This window comes from Bradyrhizobium sp. 187, assembly GCF_023101005.1.
Taxonomy (GTDB): Bacteria; Pseudomonadota; Alphaproteobacteria; order Rhizobiales; family Xanthobacteraceae; genus Bradyrhizobium; species Bradyrhizobium canariense_D.
Genome location: NZ_CP064693.1, coordinates 3,033,450 through 3,050,825 on the forward strand (window position 1 = coordinate 3,033,450; position 17,376 = coordinate 3,050,825).

A 17,376-nucleotide genomic window follows, 5' to 3' on the forward strand; every position below is an offset into this window, starting at 1 on the left:
CGCGGGCGTCCGGAGACTGGTACGCGAGGCTAGGCGGGCGCCTTCAGAGAATTGAGACGCTTGCGGAGAAATGCCAGCACCACGATCTCGTCGGGAGTGAGCTTGGCGTACTGGCGCTTGAACTTCTGCGCGATCTTGGCATCAATCATCTTCACGAGGTCACCAGACATGTAGGCGTTCAGGACTTCCGGGTGCACGTAGCACTTGCGGCAGATCGCCGGTGTGTTGCCGAGCTGCTTCGAGACGCTTTCGATCGCGGCGACGACGTTGCGCTTGGCCTCGGCCTGGCTGTCGTACTTCTTGAATTCGGCAAGCGCCAACGCCGCCAGAACCGTCCCCGCCCAAGTTCGAAAATCCTTGGCGCTGAAGTCCTCGCCCGTGATGTCCTTGATGTAGGCGTTGACGTCGCCGGAATCGACGGTGCGGGGCTGTCCGTCCTCGTCCAGGTACTTGAAGAGCTCATGTCCCGGGATCTCCGCGCAGCGCTTCACGATCGCGACTATCCGCTTGTCCTCGACGCGAAGCTTCCACTGTTTGCCCGACTTGCCCGTGAAGTCGAACCGAAGGACGCCGCGCCCGACCGCGACGTGCTTGCGGCGCATGGTGGTGAGCCCGTAGGACTTGTTTTGCTCGGCATACTCGGCATTGCCCACCCGGATCAACGTCTTCTCCAGAAGACTGACGATCGTGGCCAGCACCTTCTCGCGGGGCAGTCCGTCCCGCTTCATGTCGGCGGCGACCCGCTCCCGCAGCGCTGGCAGCGCGGTCGCGAACTGGATGATGTGCTCGTACTTGTTCTGGTCGCGCAACTCGCGCCATTTTGCGTGGTAGCGGTACTGCTTGCGGCCCCGCGCATCGAGCCCGGTTGCCTGGATGTGGCCGTTCGAAGACGGGCAGATCCACACGGATTCGTAGGCCGGCGGGATGCCGATTGCTTTGATGCGTCGGATGACGGCGGCATCGGTGATTCGCTTGCCGTCCTTGTCGTAGTAGCTGAAAGTGGTTCCAGTCCGCTTGCGCGTGTACCCCGGCGCGGAGTCGCTGACATACCGGAGGCCTTCTTCCGCGATGGTGGCCGCGACCTCGGCGGTGCGGTCCAGAACCTCTTCTTCGTTGCTGGTTTGTCGGAGCATGGGCCGGTCCCTCGGAAGCACCCTGGGATCGAGGCTCCACTCTTTCTAAAGGGATGAAGACACCGGTTGGTTCCGCTCGGAGGTCGGTGGACGCGAGGTGTGGATCAGTGGCCCTCCAGAATAGCGGGACCTCAGATGGAGAGCCGGTCCGGTTCTTTCGACAAGGCGCTGCCAGTCGTTGAGCGGCGTAGCTTAACTTCAGACAATCGCCACAAATTTCACCGACACCACCCCACAGTCAATTCACGATGGCCGCTATGTCCCAGTATTCACTAAACGTATTGCGTCAGCGCTATGTCGTTGAGAAAAGACCACTCGAGGCCAGCGTCGAGCAGATATTGCGGGCCGACACCCGCGCGGGAGCCGGTGCCATCCTGGCTTCAATCGATAAACGGCGCTCCGAAAATAGGTCCGAGGGGCAGCGCCTGCGAAAGATGCTCCGCTTCGAGACCTCTCTCTGGGAAAGCGGCCATCATGCCGTGGCAGGCGTGGACGAGGCGGGAATGAGCCCTCTCGCCGGGCCAGTCTCTGCTGGCGCCGTGATCCTGAAGCCCGGCACGCGGATAATCGGAATCGACGACTCGAAAAAACTCGATGCCGCCGCTCGCGAAGAACTCGCGAGGGAAATCAAGGAGAAGGCAGAGAGTTGGTGTGTAGCATTCGTCGAGGTCGAGGAGATCGACGCGATCAACATCTATTGGGCAGGCATCCAGGCGATGCAGCGTGCGGTCCGGGGCCTAGGGTTGGCGCCGCAGCACTTGCTGATCGACGCGAAGCGGTTGAAGGAAATCGAGATCCCTCAGCAGTCCATCATTAAAGGTGACGCCAAGTCCGCCAGCATTGCGGCCGCCTCCATCCTCGCGAAAGTCGAGCGCGATATGGTCATGCGGACGCTCGACGTGCGTCACCCCGGCTACGGGTTCGCGGATCACAAGGGCTACCCGGTGCCGGCTCATTATGAGGCGCTCGCCAGGCTTGGTGCATGCGCAGCTCACCGGAGGTCGTTCGGACCTGTACGCAAGGCCCTCGGACTGCCGCCCCTGCCGCCGTGGCCTTCGGCATCCGAGCGCACCGCTGGTTGAACTCCTGGGGTCCACGTTTCGTCTCGGCGTACTATTTTCGCGGCCATTTCTTTTCGCGAACGACGTCCTCGGCCAATTTGTCCGACCTCAGGCCGAGATAGACCGGCTGGCGCAGCTCGCCCTTGCTGGTCCACTCCGCTAATTTCACTTCCGCGACCTACGAAGGATGCACCCAGGTCGTGACCCGCTCATCCTTTACTTTGGCTGCGGTGCTTGCTGAACGCGATCAGCTTGTGGCGCGGCAGGAGGGCCTTGAGCCGGTGCTTGCGCTATAGTTCGGCCGACATCTCTGCCCGCAGGTCCGTCAGGGCGACATTTAGGCGTGCACCTATAATCGTCAGCAGGCCAAAGGTCAGCGCGGGCGAGAACAATGAAGGCAGGGGCGATGAATGCGCAGCTGCAACATTCGTTTGCGGCTGCGCCTGTTCGAAACGTTCAGACGTCACGTTTTCGGACTTGGCTGAGGCATAGGTCCGGCTTGAGGAGTTTGAGGAGGTGTCGGAGTGCTCTGCTGCTGAAGCGCCGCGGGGTCGCCACCCGCATGAGGGACGCACGTACCGATGTTGCTGAGCAGGCGTTTGGCCTGGAGGTCGCGGACCTTTGAGTATTCGCGTCGTCGCTCGATATTGGCCGCGGCCCATCGGTCCCAGGCCTCGAAAGCGTCCGTATAGTGCTTTCGCATCTGCTCCTCGGCGGCAAGGCAATCGGCGAACTTGTCGAAAACCAGGTCGGTGTTGACCGGGGTCATGCCTCCTACCAGGACAACGAGCATCCATTTCATCTTGCCGATCGCCTTTCACACCGGGCGAATTCTCCGCTTACGCGCAGAATTCCGTTCACTGTGGTTAGATCGCCCGACGGCTGCGACCGGCTACAAAACCGTAGACGAAAAGCACGATGATGGCGCCTACCACTGCCCCCACTAGTCCTGCGCCTTCTCCTGGCCGGTACCAGCCGAGAGATTGGCCAAGATAGGTCGCTACGAACGCGCCCACTATTCCCAGGATGGTGGTCAGGATGAAACCCGAGGGCTCGTTGTCGCCGGGCATGATGAACTTCGCGATGACGCCTGCGATGAAACCGATGATGATCGTCCAGATGATGCTCATGTCTCTCCCTCGATCGCTGTGGTGTTATCCCGCCGATGAAGCCGGAAGACGTCCATCAGGCGTGTATTTGTCCACGGCAGTCGGAAGCTCTCGGGACAAACGGTCGAGAATCTCCTGCTGCGACAAGCCGGTCTGCTGCTCCAGTTTTTGAAGGACGTCTGGACCGATAGCCTGCTGGAGTTCGGGCGGGGTGACTTCGCGGTTCGGCCCCTGATTGATCCAGGATTGAGCCACATCGCCTTGCCCGTTCTGCCTGAAGTGCTCGAGCAATTCGCCGATCCCGCCGTTCAGCAGCGAACCCACGCCTCCGGTGCCCGCTAGGCCGCCAAGGCTGCCGAGCATGCCGCTCAGGGAATCCTTGGCACCCGCCGGCTGGCCGGAGGTCGCATTGCGAAACATGTCCGCCAGCTTGTCCCGATTTTGATACCCCGCGATTGCGAGCATACCCAAGAGGGCGGTCATCGATGGCATTCCGCGGCTCATTTTCGGCTCCTGAGTTCAACGATCGGCAACCAACCTACGCTGGGCTGAGAAGTTCCAGTTTTCCCGAGCCGTGGGTTTTGGAAAGGAGGATCTAGAGAAGCATCTGCAAGAAAACGGGAGCGGGCTCCGGGCGAAAGTCCGGAGCAAACCAGCTCGCGCGACGTGCGCCAAATGGCCGCTTTGCTCATGCGGCGCGACGAAGCCTTCGTGCAGGCGGTCGAGGAACTGAAAATGGAAAAGCCCACCAAGTTGGAGCCGCGATGCTGCGTCGCTCGCGTTCGTTCGGCCTCGCGCTCGCAACAGCTTCTTTGAAGGAACTCGCGATTCCTTGAAGCGTCGCACCGCGATGAGTTTCGCGGGCGGAGGAGCAGATGGCAGCGAAGAAGAAGACCGCACGGGGACGCAAACAAGATCGCGCCCGCGTGGCTAACGGCCAGGACTACGAAGTGCGATACGATTCCTCCTGACTTGAACGCGCCAGCTGCCCGACTTGAGCTTCTTAAAGGTCGGCACCGCGTGTGCGCTCCACCCGGATTTCATGTGCGCTAGTGTGCACCGGGAGATCAAACGCGGTACAAACGTGTGCAATTTTGGCTAGTTTGGAGTGCACACGTGTGCACTTGTTCCTGCTCTAGTCCATTGTAAGGATAGGATAACTACTTGGAATATCAAGAATATCGCTTTTCCGTGGCGCCCATGATGGATTGGACCGACCGGCATTGCCGGGTGTTCCACCGTCACCTGACGAGGCGGGCGCTGCTCTATACGGAGATGCTGACCACTGGCGCCATCATTCATGGTGACCGGAAGCGGCTGCTTGGGTTCGACCTGGTCGAGCACCCGGTCGCGCTTCAGCTCGGCGGGTCGGATCCACGCGAGCTGGCGCTGGTGGCGCGGATCGGCGAGGAGTTGGGTTATGACGAAATCAACCTCAACGTCGGCTGCCCCTCCGACCGCGTGAAGGACGGCCGTTTCGGCGCTTGCCTGATGGCAGAGCCTGATCTCGTGGCGAGGTGCGTCGAGGCGATGAAGGGTGCGGTGGCCGTGCCCGTGACCGTGAAGTGCCGCATCGGGATCGACGACCAGGATCCCGAAGTCGCGCTCGACAACCTTGCGCACGCAGTCGTTGACTCCGGCTGCGATGCGCTGATCGTACATGCCCGGAAAGCATGGCTCAGCGGTTTGTCACCGAAGGAGAATCGCGACATCCCGCCGCTCGACTATGATCGCGTCTATCGCCTCAAGCGCGCGATGCCGGATGTGCCTGTCATCATCAACGGCGGCATCCCCGGTGTCGACGAGGCAAGGGCACATCTCGATCACGTTGACGGCGCGATGCTTGGACGAGCCGCCTATCAGGAGCCGTGGCGGCTGCTCTCGGTCGATACCGACATTTTCGGCGAGGCGGCGCCGCATGCCTCGATGCAGGATGCGCTCGAAGGGATGGTGCCCTACATCGAACAGCAACTCGCGCGCGGCACGAGGCTGCACTCTATGACGCGGCATTTCGTCGGCGCATTCCACGCCGTCCCCGGCGCGCGCGCCTTCCGCCGGCATCTTGCCGAGCAGGGGGTGAAGCCGGGCGCTGGCCTCGAGGTGCTACGCGAAGCGATTGCGCGTGTCGGTGCGCACGTACCGGCGGAGGCGGCGGCCTAGCCGTAATCGCATGACGAGCCGGATTGCAAGAGTCTAGTCGACTGCCAGGCGCGAGCGGCGGCGACTGGTCTGGAGCTCCGGATAACCCGTGAGCATCAGCCTGTCGGCGCGCACGCCCCAGCTCTCCAGGCGATCGAGGAAGCTCATGCCGAGCAGATTGGTCTTCATCTGCCCGCGCTGCACGACGAGGGCTGGCACCGATTTCTCGACGAGGTGACCGACGGAGAGGCGGTCGATCGTGAGGCGGGCCGCCTTGGTGTGACCGCCCGCGGTTTCGAGATCGACGTCGTATTCGAGCATCTCGAGCGGCAGCCCGATCGCCTTCGCGGTTTCCCAGGTCAGCACCACCGAGGTCGCGCCGGTGTCAATGACCATCGGTGCGGCCACGCCGTTGATCTTCGCGCGCAGCGCGAATTCGCCGCCCTGGCCGCGCGGAATCTGCACGGCGGGCGCGGGCGCTGCGGTCTGCGTGCGAAAGATATGCGAGACCTTGCTGCTCGCGCGCGCGATCTGGTCGGAATCGCCATAGGCGACGACGGCACCGGCCGTGCAGGCGAGCATGATGAGAACGAGCAGGGACCGGATCATTGCGCATCTCCAGATGCGCGCCGACCGATCAGGTGTGTTTCGGCGATCCCGCGATGGGCGGAAGTCCAGCCTGATTCATGCGCGCCGGCAACAGCGCCATGACCGTGAGGCGTTCCGCGCTCTCCATGGCGTGCCAGCGCGCGATCTCCGGCAATGTGCGTCCGCAGCCGAAGCACAGCCTGGTCTTGGGATCGATCATGCAGACGGCCACGCAAGGCGTTTCTTTGCTCATTGGGGCATAGTGGCGGATGGTCGGGCATGTCTGCAAGCACCTCGTTACGAGCCCGTACCTGCGCTCATGATCGGCTTGCGGCGGGGCCGGCGCTTCTCGTCCGCTACCGCGGAACTCTCGGGTTGGAGCGGCGGAGAATCATCCGACATCGGCGCCAGCGCGCTCATCACGCGCTCGGGCGGGAAGGTGACGATCACTTCGGTGCCGATGCGCAGCTTCGATTTCAGCGTGAACGTACCGCCATGCAGGTCGACCAGATTCTTGGCGATCGGCAGGCCGAGACCGGCGCCCTGTTCGGCCGACTTGATCGAATTGGAACCTTGGCCGAACGATGCGAGCACGACCGGGATCTCGTCCTCGGGAATCCCGGAGCCGGTGTCCTTCACCGAGAGATATTGTCCGCCTGAGGCCGTCCAGCCGGCCTTGAGCCAGATCTCGCCGCCCTGCGGAGTGAACTTGATCGAGTTGGAGAGCAGATTGAGCACGACCTGGCGGATCGCGCGCTCGTCGGCCCACAGCCGCGGCATCGCCTGCTCGAACACCTCGTGGATGGTGATGCCACGGCTCGAGGCGCGCAGCTTCATCAAATGATGGCAGTCGGCGACGATGCCGACCAGCGAGACCGCTTCCTCGTTGAGCTCGTAGCGGCCAGCCTCGATCCGCGACAGATCGAGGATCTCGTTGATGAGGTTGAGCAGGTGGACGCCGGAATTGTGGATGTCGGCCGAGTACTCCTTGTAGACCGGCACGGCATGCGCGCCGAAAATCTCGCTCTTCATCACTTCCGAGAAGCCGAGGATTGCATTGAGCGGCGTCCGCAGTTCGTGGCTCATCTGCGCCAGAAAGCGCGACTTGGCCACATTGGCGGATTCGGCGCGGTGGCGCGCTTCGTCCGAGATCGCCTTGGCTTGTTCGAGCTCGCCGATCAGCGCGTCCTTCTCGGCCCGCGCCTCGAGCGTGGCGAAGGTCGAAGAGTGCAGGCGGTGAGCCAGCAACACGAAATAGCCTTCGGCGGCGACGGCGAGCGCGGCCAGGATGTAATTATCCAGCGAGCCAGTCATCACGAAGCTCAGCGCCATCGCGACCGCGACCGGTGCGGTGGCGGCGAGGGCGGCGATCGGCAGATTGGCGGCCAGCATGCTTGATACTGCGATCACCAGCAGCATCAGGAACATCATCAGCGTTTCCGTGATCATGTCGAGCACGGGATGGATCAGGATCGCCATCCAGCAAAGGCCATAGAGCAGGTCGAGCACGACGAAACGCGTCTGCCATGCGCGCGTTGCCGCGGGCGAGGCGGGCTCGGCCAGGAAGCGGTGGCAGCTGCGGATCATTGCGGCATGAATGCAAAGCATGCCGGCGGTCCAGGCCGCGGCCGGGATCGGCTGCATCCACAGCCCAAACAGCACGCCTGTCGCGACCACAAGCAGCATCACGACATAGGAGGCCGACAGCCGCGTCTGGGCGTACTGGCGCAGCATTTCGGCATCGAAAGCCGGCCGGGTTCCACTGGTCGACGTTAACTTATCGCGCGCCTCGCGCACCCGCTGTGCCGCAGCCCGGCGATGGCTCGCCGACGGCACGCTCACCGGCTCGGCCGGAAGCTGCACAACCTCGGGCTTTTCAGCGGGTTTACTCATCGCACAACAACAATTCCTGCCCGCGCGGGACGGGCCTTCTGCATTGTCTATCTCTGGCAAGAAATCCTTAAGAGGTGACTTAAGGAGCTAAAGAATTACGTTAACCCGGCGTTAATTTTGGATCCGGCGTGAGCCGCTCAATGCAGCGCCGCGTGCTGCGCGATGTACACCACGGCGCCCGCCAGATAGCCGGCGAGCGCGGGAACGGCGATGCGGCGGGCGTACCAGAGGAACTCGATGCGCTCGAGCCCCATGGCGGCGACGCCTGCGGCCGAGCCGATGATCAGGATCGAGCCGCCGGTTCCGGCGCAATAGGCGATGAACTCCCAGATGAAGCTGTCGGGTGGATAATGCGCGAGGTCGTACATGCCCATCGTCGCGGCGACCAGCGGCACGTTGTCGATGACAGCACTGAGCAGGCCGAGCACGATCACGATCATGTCCTGTCGGCCGATCGCGGTGTCCAGCCATTTGGCCACCATGGAGAGCAGGCCGGCATGTTCGAGGCAGGCGACCGCGAGCAAGATGCCGAGGAAGAATACGATCGAGCCCATGTCGATCCGCGTCAGCGCATTCGCAAGCGTGAGGGGACCGCGGACATGCTCATCCTTTTTGCGATGAACGATCTCGCCGACCAACCACACGATGCCAAGCCCGAGCAGGACGCCCATGAAGGGCGGCAGGTGCGTGACCGTCTTGAAGGCGGGCACCGCGATCAGTACGCCGAGTCCGAGATAGAACATCACGTTCCGCTCGAACGGATCGACGCCCTGCAATCCGTCCTCTTTCGGCGGTGGTGCGATGGTCTTGCCCTTGAGTGAAAAGCTGATGAATGCGAGCGGCACCAGCAGGTTGAGCAAGGAGGGCAGGAACACCGCGCTCATGATTTTCAGGGGCGAAATCTGTCCGCCGATCCACAGCATGGTCGTGGTGACGTCGCCGATCACGGTCCATGCGCCGCCGGCATTTGCGGCGATGACGATGAGGGAGGCGAACAGCAAGCGGTCGTCGCGCTTGGCGATCAGCCGCTGGATCAGCGAGACCATGACGATGGTGGTGGTCAGATTGTCGAGGATTGCACTGAGGAAGAAGGTAACGAAGCCAATCAGCCATATCAGACGGACCTGGCTGGTCGTGCTGATGCGGGAGGTGATGACCTCGAAACCGTCATGGGCGTCGATGACCTCGACGATGGTCATCGCGCCAACCAGGAAGAACACGATCTGCGCGGTGGCAGCGACGGACTCGTCAAGCTGACGGCCGACCAGCGTGTGGTCGCCGGTCGCGAGCGCGTAGATTGTCCAGAGCACGCCCGCGCCGAGTAGCGCAGACGCGCTCTTATTCACCCCGATAGGATGCTCGAGCGCGATCGCCGCATAGGCGAGGATGAAGATTGCGGCGAGTGCGGTCAGCAAGGCAGGATCACTTCGTGAGGTGTCAGCGATTCAGGCGCGCGAGCAGGCTCGATGTATCCCAGCGCTTGCCGCCCATCTTCTCGACCTCGGCGTAGAACTGGTCGACGAGCGCGGTCACCGGCAGATTGGCGCCATTGCGACGGGCTTCGGCCAGCGAGATCGAGAGATCCTTGCGCATCCATTCGACCGCGAAGCCGAAATCGTATTTGTCCTCGTTCATGGTCTTGTAGCGGTTCTCCATCTGCCAGGACTGCGCGGCGCCCTTGGAGATGGTTTCGATCACGGCGGCGACGTCAAGGCCACTTTTCTTGGCGAAGTGAATACCCTCGGAGAGGCCCTGGACGAGGCCGGCGATGCAGATCTGGTTGACCATTTTGGTCAGCTGGCCGGAGCCGGCGGGCCCCAGCAATTTGCACATCCGCGCATAGGCGCCTGTGATGATCGGCTCGGCGCCGGCATAGGCGTCCTGCGCGCCGCCGCACATCACCGTCAGCACGCCGTTCTCGGCGCCGGCCTGGCCGCCGGACACGGGTGCGTCGATGAACTTGAAGCCGGCCTTGGTCGCGGCCGCATCGAGCTCACGCGCGACCTCGGCGGAAGCGGTGGTGTGGTCGACGAAGGTTGCACCCTTCTTCATGCCGGCAAACGCGCCGTCGGCACCGATCGTGACCGCGCGCAGATCGTTATCGTTGCCGACGCAGCACATCACGAAATCCTGGCCCTCGGCCGCGGCCTTCGGGGTCGCCGCGGTCTTGCCGCCGAACTTGTCCGCCCACTCCTTCGCCTTGGCCGCGGTGCGGTTATAGACGGTGACCTCATGGCCCCCTTTTTTCACGAGGTGTCCGGCCATGGGGAAGCCCATCACGCCGAGACCGAGGAAAGCGACTTTAGTCATCTGTAGTACCTTGTCCGTAGTTTGGGTTTTACGGTTCTTGCCGGGCGAGGGCCGTCCGGTTCCGCCATTGCGGCAGATCGGGCGCACCATAAACCCTTGAGGCCGGAGGGCAACGGGTTCGTTTGGCCCCCGCCTGTGTTAGGATGGTGGACCTAAGGACTTCAAAAAAAGGGAGCGAAGGCATGGGCGGCGTAAGCGTGGGCGTGCTCGATCATTTCAATGTCCGGACCCGGAATCTGGCCGAAACCGTCCGCTTCTACGAGGACGTGCTGGGCCTGGAAAAAGGCGCCCGGCCGAATTTCGCCTTCCCCGGCGCCTGGATGTACAGCGAGGGAAAGCCGGTGGTGCACCTCGTCGATATTTCTCCGACTGCCGAGCCACAAAAGCCGGATTCCGGCGTTGTCCACCACGTCGCCTTCGCCAGCCGCGGGTTTGACGGCATGAAGCAGCGGCTGGCCTCAAAGGGGATGAAGTTCGACTCCCGCCAAGTGCCCGGCGGTGAGCTCTGGCAGATCTTCGTCCACGACCCCAACGGGGTCATGATCGAGCTCAACTACGAGGCGGCCCTGGAGCAGGGGGCCGCGCCCGCCGAGATGGCTGACGATATCGGCAGGCAGTAGCCTTTTGGGCGTTTCCGCTCTAATGGGGCATCTTGAATTCTAGGAGATGCGCTTTGAGCGTGACGCAGCAACAGGTTCTCGACAGCCTCGCCAGGATCAAGTCGCCCCGCGGGGTCGCGCTCACCAATGCCAATGTGCTGAGCGCGATCAGCGCGGCCGACGGCAAGGTGTTCTTCTCGATCAATGTCGATGCCGCCGAAGCGCGAGCCTGGGAATCCGTCCGGGCCGAGGCCGAGGCCGCGGTGCGCGCCATTCCCGGCGTCACCACCGTCATGGTGGCGCTGACCGCCGAGCGGAAGGCCGGCGCGGCGCCGCCACCGCCGCCAACTCCCAGCCGCGGCACGCCGGGCGTGCAGCCCGTCCACGCCCACAAGCCGCCGCCGCAGGGCGGCGCCCAATCGCCGATGGCGCGGCAGTCCGAGATTCCGGGCGTCGCGGCCGTGATCGCGGTCGCCTCGGGCAAGGGCGGTGTCGGCAAATCCACCACCGCGCTCAACCTGGCACTCGGTCTGCGCGATCTCGGCCTCAAGGTCGGGCTGCTCGATGCCGACATCTACGGCCCATCGGTGCCGCGGCTGACGGGCCTGCATGAGAAGCCGGAGCTGAACGACGAGCGCAAGATGATTCCGCTCAAGCGCTTTGGCCTGGCCATCATGTCGATCGGCTTCCTGGTGGAGGAAGAGACCGCGATGATCTGGCGCGGGCCGATGGTGATGTCGGCAGTGACGCAGATGCTGCGCGACGTCGTATGGGGCCAGCTCGATGTGCTCGTCGTCGACATGCCGCCAGGCACCGGCGATGCCCAGCTCACGCTGGCGCAGAACGTCCCTTTGAAGGGCGCCGTGATCGTCTCGACCCCGCAGGACTTGTCGCTGATCGACGCAAGGCGGGGGCTTGCGATGTTCAAGAAGGTCAACGTGCCCGTGCTCGGCATCGTCGAGAACATGAGCTATTTCCAGTGCCCGCAATGCGGCACGAAATCCGACATTTTCGGCCATGGCGGCGCGCGCCACGAGGCCGAGAAGCTCGGGGTACCATTCCTGGGCGAGATCCCCCTGCACATGGCGATTCGCGCCACCTCGGATGCGGGCACGCCCGTGGTGGACAGCGAGCCGGATGGTCCCCATGCGGCGATCTACCGCGCCATTGCGGGACAGGTGCGGGACCAGCTCAAGGGCGTCATCGCCGCGGCCTAAGCGGATCCAAGCCGATCCCTTGAAACCAATACCTTGGGGACATGCGACTTTCGTAGAGCCCTGTCATGCCAATGTCGCGTTTCGAAAGCGGGGCTTCCGTGTTAAAGGCCCACGGCAGTCAAGCCCCTTCGGTTCGACGCGGCCCAAGAACGCGTCGCCGGAATGAGCGGCAGCAAAGAGGAAGTTAGGGGAAACGCCCCAACAAGGAGAGACTGAAGATGAAGCGTCGTGATTTCCTGAAAGTGTCGGCAGCCGGCGCGGCGGCGACCGCCGCGGTGGCCTCGCCGGCGATCGCGCAGTCCTCGCCCGAGATCAAGTGGCGCCTGACGTCGAGCTTCCCGAAGTCGCTCGACACCATCTATGGCGGTGCCGAGCAGATGGCGAAGTACGTCGCCGAGATGACCGACAACAAGTTTCAGATTCAGGTCTTCCAGGCGGGTGAAATCGTCCCGGGCCTGCAGGCGCTGGATGCGACCCAGAAGGGCACCGTCGAGATGTGCCACACGGTGTCGTATTATTACGTCGGCAAAGACCCGACCTTCGCGATTTTCGCGTCGGTGCCTTTCGGGCTGAATGCACGCCAGCAGAATTCCTGGCTGTACCAAGGCGGCGGCAACGAGCTCGCCAACGAGTTCTTCAAGAAGACGAACGTGGTGGGCTTCCCCTGCGGCAACACCGGCACCCAGATGGGCGGCTGGTTCCGCAAGGAGATCAAGACCGTTGCCGACCTGTCGGGCCTGAAGATGCGCATCGGCGGCATTGCCGGCCAGGTGCTTCAGAAGGTCGGCGTGGTGCCGCAGCAGCTCGCCGGCGGCGACATCTATCCGTCGCTCGAGAAGGGCACCATCGACGCGGCCGAATGGGTCGGTCCCTACGATGACGAGAAGCTCGGCTTCGCCAAGGTCGCCAAGTACTACTACTACCCGGGCTTCTGGGAAGGCGGTCCGACCGTTCACGCCTTCGCCAACATCGACAAGTGGAACGAGCTGCCGAAGAACTATCAGGCGATCCTCACCAACGCGACCGTCAACACCAACACCTGGATGGCCGCGCGCTACGACATGGTGAACCCCGGCGCGCTGAAGCGTCTGGTCGCCGGCGGAACGCAGCTTCGCCCGTTCACCAATGAGGTTCTGGAAGCCTGTCTCAAGGCGACCAACGAATTGTGGGGCGAGATCTCGGCCAAGAATCCCGACTTCAAGAAGTCGATCGACGCCATGCAGGCCTACCGCTCCGACGAATATCTGTGGTGGCAGGTCGCCGAATACACCTACGACAGCTTCATGATCCGCTCGCGCACCCGCGGCTGATCTTCGAGCAAGTCGCAAGACGACACGCCCGGTCTCGTTCGCGAGGCCGGGCTTTTTCTTTGGGGCGACGCTGCGGAGCGGCGGTGTCGCCGCGGTATGGGCGGGGCGTCCAACAAAAAATCTGAAAAACAACCCCATGCACAGTAGACGAGCGGTGAGCGGACAAGGCGCTGCGAGTGCAGCCAAGAGCTTGATGCGATGGAGTTAATTGGCAGGCAGGCCCGAGCATCGCGCGGTCGAGGGCAACTTCGTATTTTTGCAGCCAAAGCGGGCAGGCGCGAGTACTTCAGCGCGCCCGTTTGACTCGTCGGGCAAAACAGTGGCATAAAGGCATTATCGCATAATCCGAAATTTCCGCCTCGGTGGTCTGGGGTTGATGATGAGCTTCGATCCCGATGAGGTTCAAAGCGCGCTGCGCAAGGCCTGGTCGTTGGCAACCGCCAGTCAATGGACGGCGAGCAATCCGGCGGCAGGGCAATGCAACGTCACCTCGCTGCTGATTCACGAGCTCTTCGGCGGCGAGTTGCTGAGGACGCCGCTGCCGGCCGGCGACCATTTTTACAATCGCATCGGTGGTCGGCGGTACGACTTTACGGCCAGCCAGTTCGATCAGCCGATTGCTTACAGGGATTTACCTGCAAGCCGTGCCGATGTGGAATTGGGAGCGACAAGCGATGAACTGGCCGAACTCAGAGAGGCTTTTCAGGAGCGTCGTACGAAGTAAAGCCAAGGGCCAATCGCAGACGGGTGACAGGAGTGGGCGCGGGAAATCAGCTCAACATCAATTCGCAAGACGGTCTTTGCTCATGCGCAGGATGACCACCACACCCTCTTCCGACCAGTCAAAAGTTATAGTCCCGCCAAGCTGGGCGGCCATACTTCGGTGCACCAACTGGCTTCCAAAGCCTTCGAGCTTTGTTGGAGCGACAACGGGGGGACCACCCCGCTCCGTCCACTTGACCACGACCTCGTCCTCGTGAGCGTTGCACGATACGTCCAGGGTGCCACTTGAAAGGGACAGCGCACCGTATTTCGCAGAGTTGGTTGCCAGTTCATGCATCACCAAGGCGAGTGCTGTGCTGGAAGCCTCTCCCACGTTCATCTTGGGGACCGAGACACGAATACGAACGCTGGCTCCTTCCTCATCGTACGGCGCAAGCAGAACAGAGATGAGGTCTCCGAGAAGCGTCCCTTCTCTATTTCGTCCCGGTATCGGGCGCACAAGGTCCTGAGCACGTCCAAGAGCCATCAGGCGACTGGTCAGCTCCTGGGCCATATCCTCTTTTGATGCTGCCGAGCGTGAGCTCATTTGCGTCAGCGCCGTTGCGACGGTGAGAAGGTTTTTCAGCCGGTGGCTCATCTCGCCCGCCAGGAGCTCGTTGGCTTCCTCGGCTTGCTTGCGTTGGGTGACGTCCAGGAAAATACCGAACATCGTTCGATCCGCGATGTCGGCATCGTCGCCCTGGCCCCGCGCGGAAATCCAACGGATATCGCTGCCGGTCAGAATACGAAAATCTATCTCGTAAGAGCCTACGACTGCGCGAGTAGCGGCAAATGCCGATCTCACCCTCTCAAGATCGGCAGGGTGGATGTTCTTGGACAGTATCTCGAACGTAATTTTCTGCTCGCCCTTGGGCACCTCCCAAAGGTCGTACGCGGGTTCATCCATGGTGATGGCGTCGGTATCAACGTTCCAGGACCATAGAGCGACACCGGCGGCGCGAGTGGCAGCCCGGAGGTGCTTTTCGTGCCACAAGGGCATCGTCACCTGGCTAGGAACCATTGTGCTTCGTTTTCCCGCTTTATCTGACCAATCGGCACCTCGGCCAACGGGCGATCGACAGATACCATACCCGGTCGAAAAGGTCTCCGTTCGACCGAGAGGGCGGGTTGAAGTGTGGTCCCGCGCCCGAGTTGGCTCAGAAGCGATCCTCCGCAAACGAGCCGTGAGGTTCGCCGACGGCGATCAGCGGCGTTGTTCGTGAGCGATTACGCGTTGCTTCGCGAAACGCCTGGGCCTTCCCGTCCATGGGTCAACACGGCCTCGGCAGCAGCTTCGTCGATGGCCGCCATCACATCAGCGGTTGCGGAATGATGAATCATGTGTCCCGCTCCGTCGATCCGGTGCAATTTGCTCTGCTTGACCTCGCCATGCAGCCTGACCGACTGCTTGATATCGATCAGACGATCGTTCTGGCCCGCGATAATGATCGTCGGCATCTTGAGTTCTGCATAAGTCTTCGAACCTGAGAATGCGGCGGAGATCAACATGGTCGCTTCGGCCGCTGTGGCCCGCATCTGTGATGGGCGCAACGCCATTTCTTTCGGAAAGCCGGCGAACTTGTTCGGGACCGGCCGGGGGCCAAACAGCTTGCGCAACATCGCGGGCCACATCATCCGACCGGCTAGCGGCGAAATCGTGGAGCTGATGACGTCCCCGACCACCGGTAGGGCGGACAGCACCGACGCCGCGCTGTCCGCGCGGGGAGTCGGGAAATAATAGCCCGAGGCCAATACGAGAGCCTGCACGAACGAAGGATGTCTTGTCGCCAGCGCAACCGCAACCGACGCTCCCCATGAATGGCCAAGGACAATCGCTTGAGAGACGCCCAACTGATCGAGGGCCTTCTTGAACAGGTCCGCCTGGGCATCCGGAGTCCAGACGACGCGCCTTGGCCGCGAGCTATGCCCAAAACCGGGACGATCGAACACCATGACCCTGTAGTTCTCGGCTGCGAGATCGATCAATCCACTCGAGACGAAATCCTGGACCATGCTGCCATTGCCGTGAAACAAGACCAGCGGCTTGCCTCTGCCGCGTTCCAAATAGTGCAGGCGAACCCCCTCTACGTCGATGAACCGACCCTGCGGAGGATTATCGCGTTTCGCTTTGTTCGCGAGCCGCCGGTTTATGATTGCGGTAGCCGCAACGAGGGTACCTGCGGCAGCAAACGCGGCGGCGCCTGGATGTCGCGTGATGGCGCTCAAGCAATCGGATAGAAGGGAGCTGGAACGTGTTCGTCGTGCAAGGCGCATCCGCATTACCTTAGGTGGTCTGCACGACGCCCCATCAAATGAGAAATGTTGCAGCTGAGTTGAACGGTTCGCGGGGGTGTTCGTTCCTCGGCAGGGCCGACGGCGGCGGGGCCCAAGGAGGTAAATTCCCGGGCCATCCGCGACCTCATCCGCTCGTGCCCGGACTGGCTTACAGGAACCTGACGGAAGGGAGCGGCCGGCCCGCCGGGTGCTTTTTCGCTGGCCGAGATGCCCCGGATGATGGAAGACAGCGAAGATGCGGCGGAAGCCGTGCGGTGACACCGGAACATCCCGCGGGAAAATGCGATGCGCCTTCTGATCGTCGAGGACAATGCCGAGCTGTCGCGGCTCGTTGCCGGCGGGCTGTCGGCGGCCGGCTATGAGAGCGACATCGTCGGCAGCGCTGCCGAAGCGCGCGAGGCGGTCAGCAGCGTCAGCTATGCCGCGATGATCCTCGACCTCGGACTACCCGACGGCGATGGCCTGTCGGTGCTGCGTGAGCTTCGCCGGCAGATGGAGCCGTTGCCGGTGCTGGTGCTGACCGCGCGCGGCGGCTTGCAAGATCGTGTCAGCGGCCTGCGCAGCGGCGCCGACGACTATCTCGCAAAACCGTTCGCGATGGAGGAGCTGGTGGCGCGACTGGAGGCGATCCTGCGCCGTCCGGGCCAGTTGCTTGGCCGCTCGCTGCGCCTCGCCAACCTCGTCTATGACACCGAGAGCCGCCAGATCTTCGTCGACGACCAGCCGCGCATCATCTCCGCGCGCGAGACCTCGGTGCTCGAGATCCTGCTGCGCCGGCAGGGGCGGGTGGTACCGAAGAAGAACGTCGAGGACCACATCTTCGGCCTCGATGGCGAGGTCGCCTCTAACGCGGTCGAGGTCTACGTCTCGCGGCTGCGCAAGCAGCTCGCCGAGCATGGCGCCAAGGTCGTGATCCACACCATCCGTGGCGTCGGCTATCTCATGGCCGAGGAGAAATAG

The 17,376-nt window shown here is 62.6% G+C and carries 19 protein-coding genes and 2 pseudogenes; 9 read left to right on the top strand and 12 right to left on the bottom strand.

Features of this window, described 5'->3' with window-relative positions; translation table 11 throughout:
* Positions 1 to 29: 29 nt before the first annotated feature.
* Positions 30 to 1,133: a DNA topoisomerase IB gene (locus tag IVB19_RS14240; RefSeq protein ID WP_085395841.1), complete on the bottom strand. Its 1,104-nt coding sequence runs from the start codon at positions 1,131 to 1,133 to the stop codon at positions 30 to 32.
* Between the two features lie 257 nt (positions 1,134 to 1,390).
* Here IVB19_RS14240 and rnhB point away from each other — a divergent pair, with 257 nt between their 5' ends.
* Positions 1,391 to 2,215 carry a ribonuclease HII gene (gene rnhB, locus IVB19_RS14245; protein ID WP_247821532.1) on the top strand — a complete coding sequence of 275 codons (825 nt, stop codon included), beginning with the start codon at positions 1,391 to 1,393 and terminating at the stop codon, positions 2,213 to 2,215.
* 31 nt (positions 2,216 to 2,246) lie between these two features.
* Here rnhB and IVB19_RS14250 read toward each other — a convergent pair.
* The 4 genes and pseudogenes from IVB19_RS14250 to IVB19_RS14265 all read right to left on the bottom strand — a co-directional run.
* Positions 2,247 to 2,420: pseudogene (locus IVB19_RS14250) on the bottom strand (ATP dependent DNA ligase); the annotation flags it as partial.
* 237 nt (positions 2,421 to 2,657) lie between these two features.
* Positions 2,658 to 2,996: a hypothetical protein gene (locus tag IVB19_RS14255; RefSeq protein WP_085395844.1), complete on the bottom strand. Its 339-nt coding sequence runs from the start codon at positions 2,994 to 2,996 to the stop codon at positions 2,658 to 2,660.
* Positions 2,997 to 3,060: 64 nt separating this feature from the next.
* Positions 3,061 to 3,324 (bottom strand): GlsB/YeaQ/YmgE family stress response membrane protein, encoded by a 264-nt coding sequence (locus tag IVB19_RS14260; RefSeq protein WP_018459399.1) that lies wholly within the window; start codon positions 3,322 to 3,324, stop codon positions 3,061 to 3,063.
* 24 nt (positions 3,325 to 3,348) lie between these two features.
* Complete coding sequence (locus IVB19_RS14265; RefSeq protein ID WP_026233798.1) at positions 3,349 to 3,807, bottom strand: YidB family protein; 459 nt, start codon at positions 3,805 to 3,807, stop codon at positions 3,349 to 3,351.
* A gap of 171 nt (positions 3,808 to 3,978) precedes the next feature.
* Here IVB19_RS14265 and IVB19_RS14270 point away from each other — a divergent pair, with 171 nt between their 5' ends.
* From IVB19_RS14270 to dusA, 3 genes and pseudogenes are all read left to right on the top strand, one after another.
* Positions 3,979 to 4,119 carry a hypothetical protein gene (locus IVB19_RS14270; protein WP_018459397.1) on the top strand — a complete coding sequence of 47 codons (141 nt, stop codon included), beginning with the start codon at positions 3,979 to 3,981 and terminating at the stop codon, positions 4,117 to 4,119.
* Positions 4,120 to 4,178: 59 nt separating this feature from the next.
* Positions 4,179 to 4,268 (top strand): annotated as a pseudogene (locus tag IVB19_RS14275) (DUF3606 domain-containing protein); the annotation flags it as partial.
* A 199-nt stretch (positions 4,269 to 4,467) separates the two neighbouring features.
* On the top strand, positions 4,468 to 5,463 hold the full coding sequence (gene dusA, locus IVB19_RS14280; RefSeq protein ID WP_204510886.1) for a tRNA dihydrouridine(20/20a) synthase DusA: 996 nt from the start codon (positions 4,468 to 4,470) through the stop codon (positions 5,461 to 5,463).
* Positions 5,464 to 5,496: 33 nt separating this feature from the next.
* On the opposite strand, the gene IVB19_RS14285 is transcribed toward dusA, so the two are convergent.
* From IVB19_RS14285 to IVB19_RS14305, 5 genes are all read right to left on the bottom strand, one after another.
* Positions 5,497 to 6,051 (bottom strand): TIGR02281 family clan AA aspartic protease, encoded by a 555-nt coding sequence (locus tag IVB19_RS14285; RefSeq protein ID WP_085385588.1) that lies wholly within the window; start codon positions 6,049 to 6,051, stop codon positions 5,497 to 5,499.
* Positions 6,052 to 6,079: 28 nt separating this feature from the next.
* Positions 6,080 to 6,283: a DUF1289 domain-containing protein gene (locus IVB19_RS14290; protein WP_085385590.1), complete on the bottom strand. Its 204-nt coding sequence runs from the start codon at positions 6,281 to 6,283 to the stop codon at positions 6,080 to 6,082.
* 44 nt (positions 6,284 to 6,327) lie between these two features.
* Entirely contained in the window at positions 6,328 to 7,923 is a 1,596-nt protein-coding gene (locus IVB19_RS14295; protein WP_018459393.1) for a sensor histidine kinase, read from the bottom strand.
* A 137-nt stretch (positions 7,924 to 8,060) separates the two neighbouring features.
* Positions 8,061 to 9,338, bottom strand: coding sequence for a sodium:proton antiporter NhaD (gene nhaD, locus IVB19_RS14300; RefSeq protein WP_247821533.1), 1,278 nt, complete (start codon positions 9,336 to 9,338; stop codon positions 8,061 to 8,063).
* A gap of 22 nt (positions 9,339 to 9,360) precedes the next feature.
* Positions 9,361 to 10,233, bottom strand: a complete 873-nt coding sequence (locus tag IVB19_RS14305; RefSeq protein ID WP_247370874.1) for an NAD(P)-dependent oxidoreductase — start codon at positions 10,231 to 10,233, stop codon at positions 9,361 to 9,363.
* A gap of 182 nt (positions 10,234 to 10,415) precedes the next feature.
* On the opposite strand from IVB19_RS14305, the gene IVB19_RS14310 reads away from it, so the two are divergent.
* From IVB19_RS14310 to IVB19_RS14325, 4 genes are all read left to right on the top strand, one after another.
* Positions 10,416 to 10,853: a VOC family protein gene (locus tag IVB19_RS14310; RefSeq protein WP_018459390.1), complete on the top strand. Its 438-nt coding sequence runs from the start codon at positions 10,416 to 10,418 to the stop codon at positions 10,851 to 10,853.
* A 53-nt stretch (positions 10,854 to 10,906) separates the two neighbouring features.
* A complete protein-coding gene (locus IVB19_RS14315; protein ID WP_247370871.1) occupies positions 10,907 to 12,049 on the top strand; it encodes an Mrp/NBP35 family ATP-binding protein in 1,143 nt (380 codons plus the stop codon).
* Positions 12,050 to 12,267: 218 nt separating this feature from the next.
* Positions 12,268 to 13,359 carry a TRAP transporter substrate-binding protein gene (locus tag IVB19_RS14320; RefSeq protein ID WP_018459388.1) on the top strand — a complete coding sequence of 364 codons (1,092 nt, stop codon included), beginning with the start codon at positions 12,268 to 12,270 and terminating at the stop codon, positions 13,357 to 13,359.
* 379 nt (positions 13,360 to 13,738) lie between these two features.
* A complete protein-coding gene (locus tag IVB19_RS14325; RefSeq protein WP_085353024.1) occupies positions 13,739 to 14,083 on the top strand; it encodes a YunG family protein in 345 nt (114 codons plus the stop codon).
* A gap of 57 nt (positions 14,084 to 14,140) precedes the next feature.
* Here IVB19_RS14325 and IVB19_RS14330 read toward each other — a convergent pair whose 3' ends face one another.
* Entirely contained in the window at positions 14,141 to 15,142 is a 1,002-nt protein-coding gene (locus tag IVB19_RS14330) for a sensor histidine kinase (RefSeq protein WP_247338108.1), read from the bottom strand.
* A gap of 206 nt (positions 15,143 to 15,348) precedes the next feature.
* The gene (locus tag IVB19_RS14335) at positions 15,349 to 16,395 is read right to left on the bottom strand and encodes an alpha/beta fold hydrolase (protein ID WP_247338107.1); all 1,047 of its coding nucleotides are present in this window, start codon (positions 16,393 to 16,395) and stop codon (positions 15,349 to 15,351) included.
* Between the two features lie 306 nt (positions 16,396 to 16,701).
* On the opposite strand from IVB19_RS14335, the gene IVB19_RS14340 reads away from it, so the two are divergent.
* Complete coding sequence (locus tag IVB19_RS14340) at positions 16,702 to 17,376, top strand: response regulator transcription factor (RefSeq protein ID WP_007592584.1); 675 nt, start codon at positions 16,702 to 16,704, stop codon at positions 17,374 to 17,376.

What these genes read in the sequence shown, in the direction of transcription:
- IVB19_RS14320 (WP_018459388.1), top strand. Translation starts at nt 12,268, where the DNA reads ATGAAGCGTCGTGATTTCCTGAAAGTGTCGGCAGCCGGCGCGGCGGCG.
- IVB19_RS14325 (WP_085353024.1), top strand. Translation starts at nt 13,739, where the DNA reads ATGAGCTTCGATCCCGATGAGGTTCAAAGCGCGCTGCGCAAGGCCTGG.
- IVB19_RS14290 (WP_085385590.1), bottom strand. Translation starts at nt 6,283, where the DNA reads ATGAGCAAAGAAACGCCTTGCGTGGCCGTCTGCATGATCGATCCCAAG.
- IVB19_RS14305 (WP_247370874.1), bottom strand. Translation starts at nt 10,233, where the DNA reads ATGACTAAAGTCGCTTTCCTCGGTCTCGGCGTGATGGGCTTCCCCATG.
- IVB19_RS14335 (WP_247338107.1), bottom strand. Translation starts at nt 16,395, where the DNA reads ATGCGCCTTGCACGACGAACACGTTCCAGCTCCCTTCTATCCGATTGC.
- IVB19_RS14260 (WP_018459399.1), bottom strand. Translation starts at nt 3,324, where the DNA reads ATGAGCATCATCTGGACGATCATCATCGGTTTCATCGCAGGCGTCATC.
- IVB19_RS14255 (WP_085395844.1), bottom strand. Translation starts at nt 2,996, where the DNA reads ATGAAATGGATGCTCGTTGTCCTGGTAGGAGGCATGACCCCGGTCAAC.
- IVB19_RS14240 (WP_085395841.1), bottom strand. Translation starts at nt 1,133, where the DNA reads ATGCTCCGACAAACCAGCAACGAAGAAGAGGTTCTGGACCGCACCGCC.
- IVB19_RS14330 (WP_247338108.1), bottom strand. Translation starts at nt 15,142, where the DNA reads ATGGTTCCTAGCCAGGTGACGATGCCCTTGTGGCACGAAAAGCACCTC.
- rnhB (WP_247821532.1), top strand. Translation starts at nt 1,391, where the DNA reads ATGTCCCAGTATTCACTAAACGTATTGCGTCAGCGCTATGTCGTTGAG.
- IVB19_RS14285 (WP_085385588.1), bottom strand. Translation starts at nt 6,051, where the DNA reads ATGATCCGGTCCCTGCTCGTTCTCATCATGCTCGCCTGCACGGCCGGT.
- IVB19_RS14340 (WP_007592584.1), top strand. Translation starts at nt 16,702, where the DNA reads ATGCGCCTTCTGATCGTCGAGGACAATGCCGAGCTGTCGCGGCTCGTT.
- IVB19_RS14265 (WP_026233798.1), bottom strand. Translation starts at nt 3,807, where the DNA reads ATGAGCCGCGGAATGCCATCGATGACCGCCCTCTTGGGTATGCTCGCA.
- IVB19_RS14310 (WP_018459390.1), top strand. Translation starts at nt 10,416, where the DNA reads ATGGGCGGCGTAAGCGTGGGCGTGCTCGATCATTTCAATGTCCGGACC.
- IVB19_RS14270 (WP_018459397.1), top strand. Translation starts at nt 3,979, where the DNA reads ATGGCCGCTTTGCTCATGCGGCGCGACGAAGCCTTCGTGCAGGCGGTC.
- IVB19_RS14295 (WP_018459393.1), bottom strand. Translation starts at nt 7,923, where the DNA reads ATGAGTAAACCCGCTGAAAAGCCCGAGGTTGTGCAGCTTCCGGCCGAG.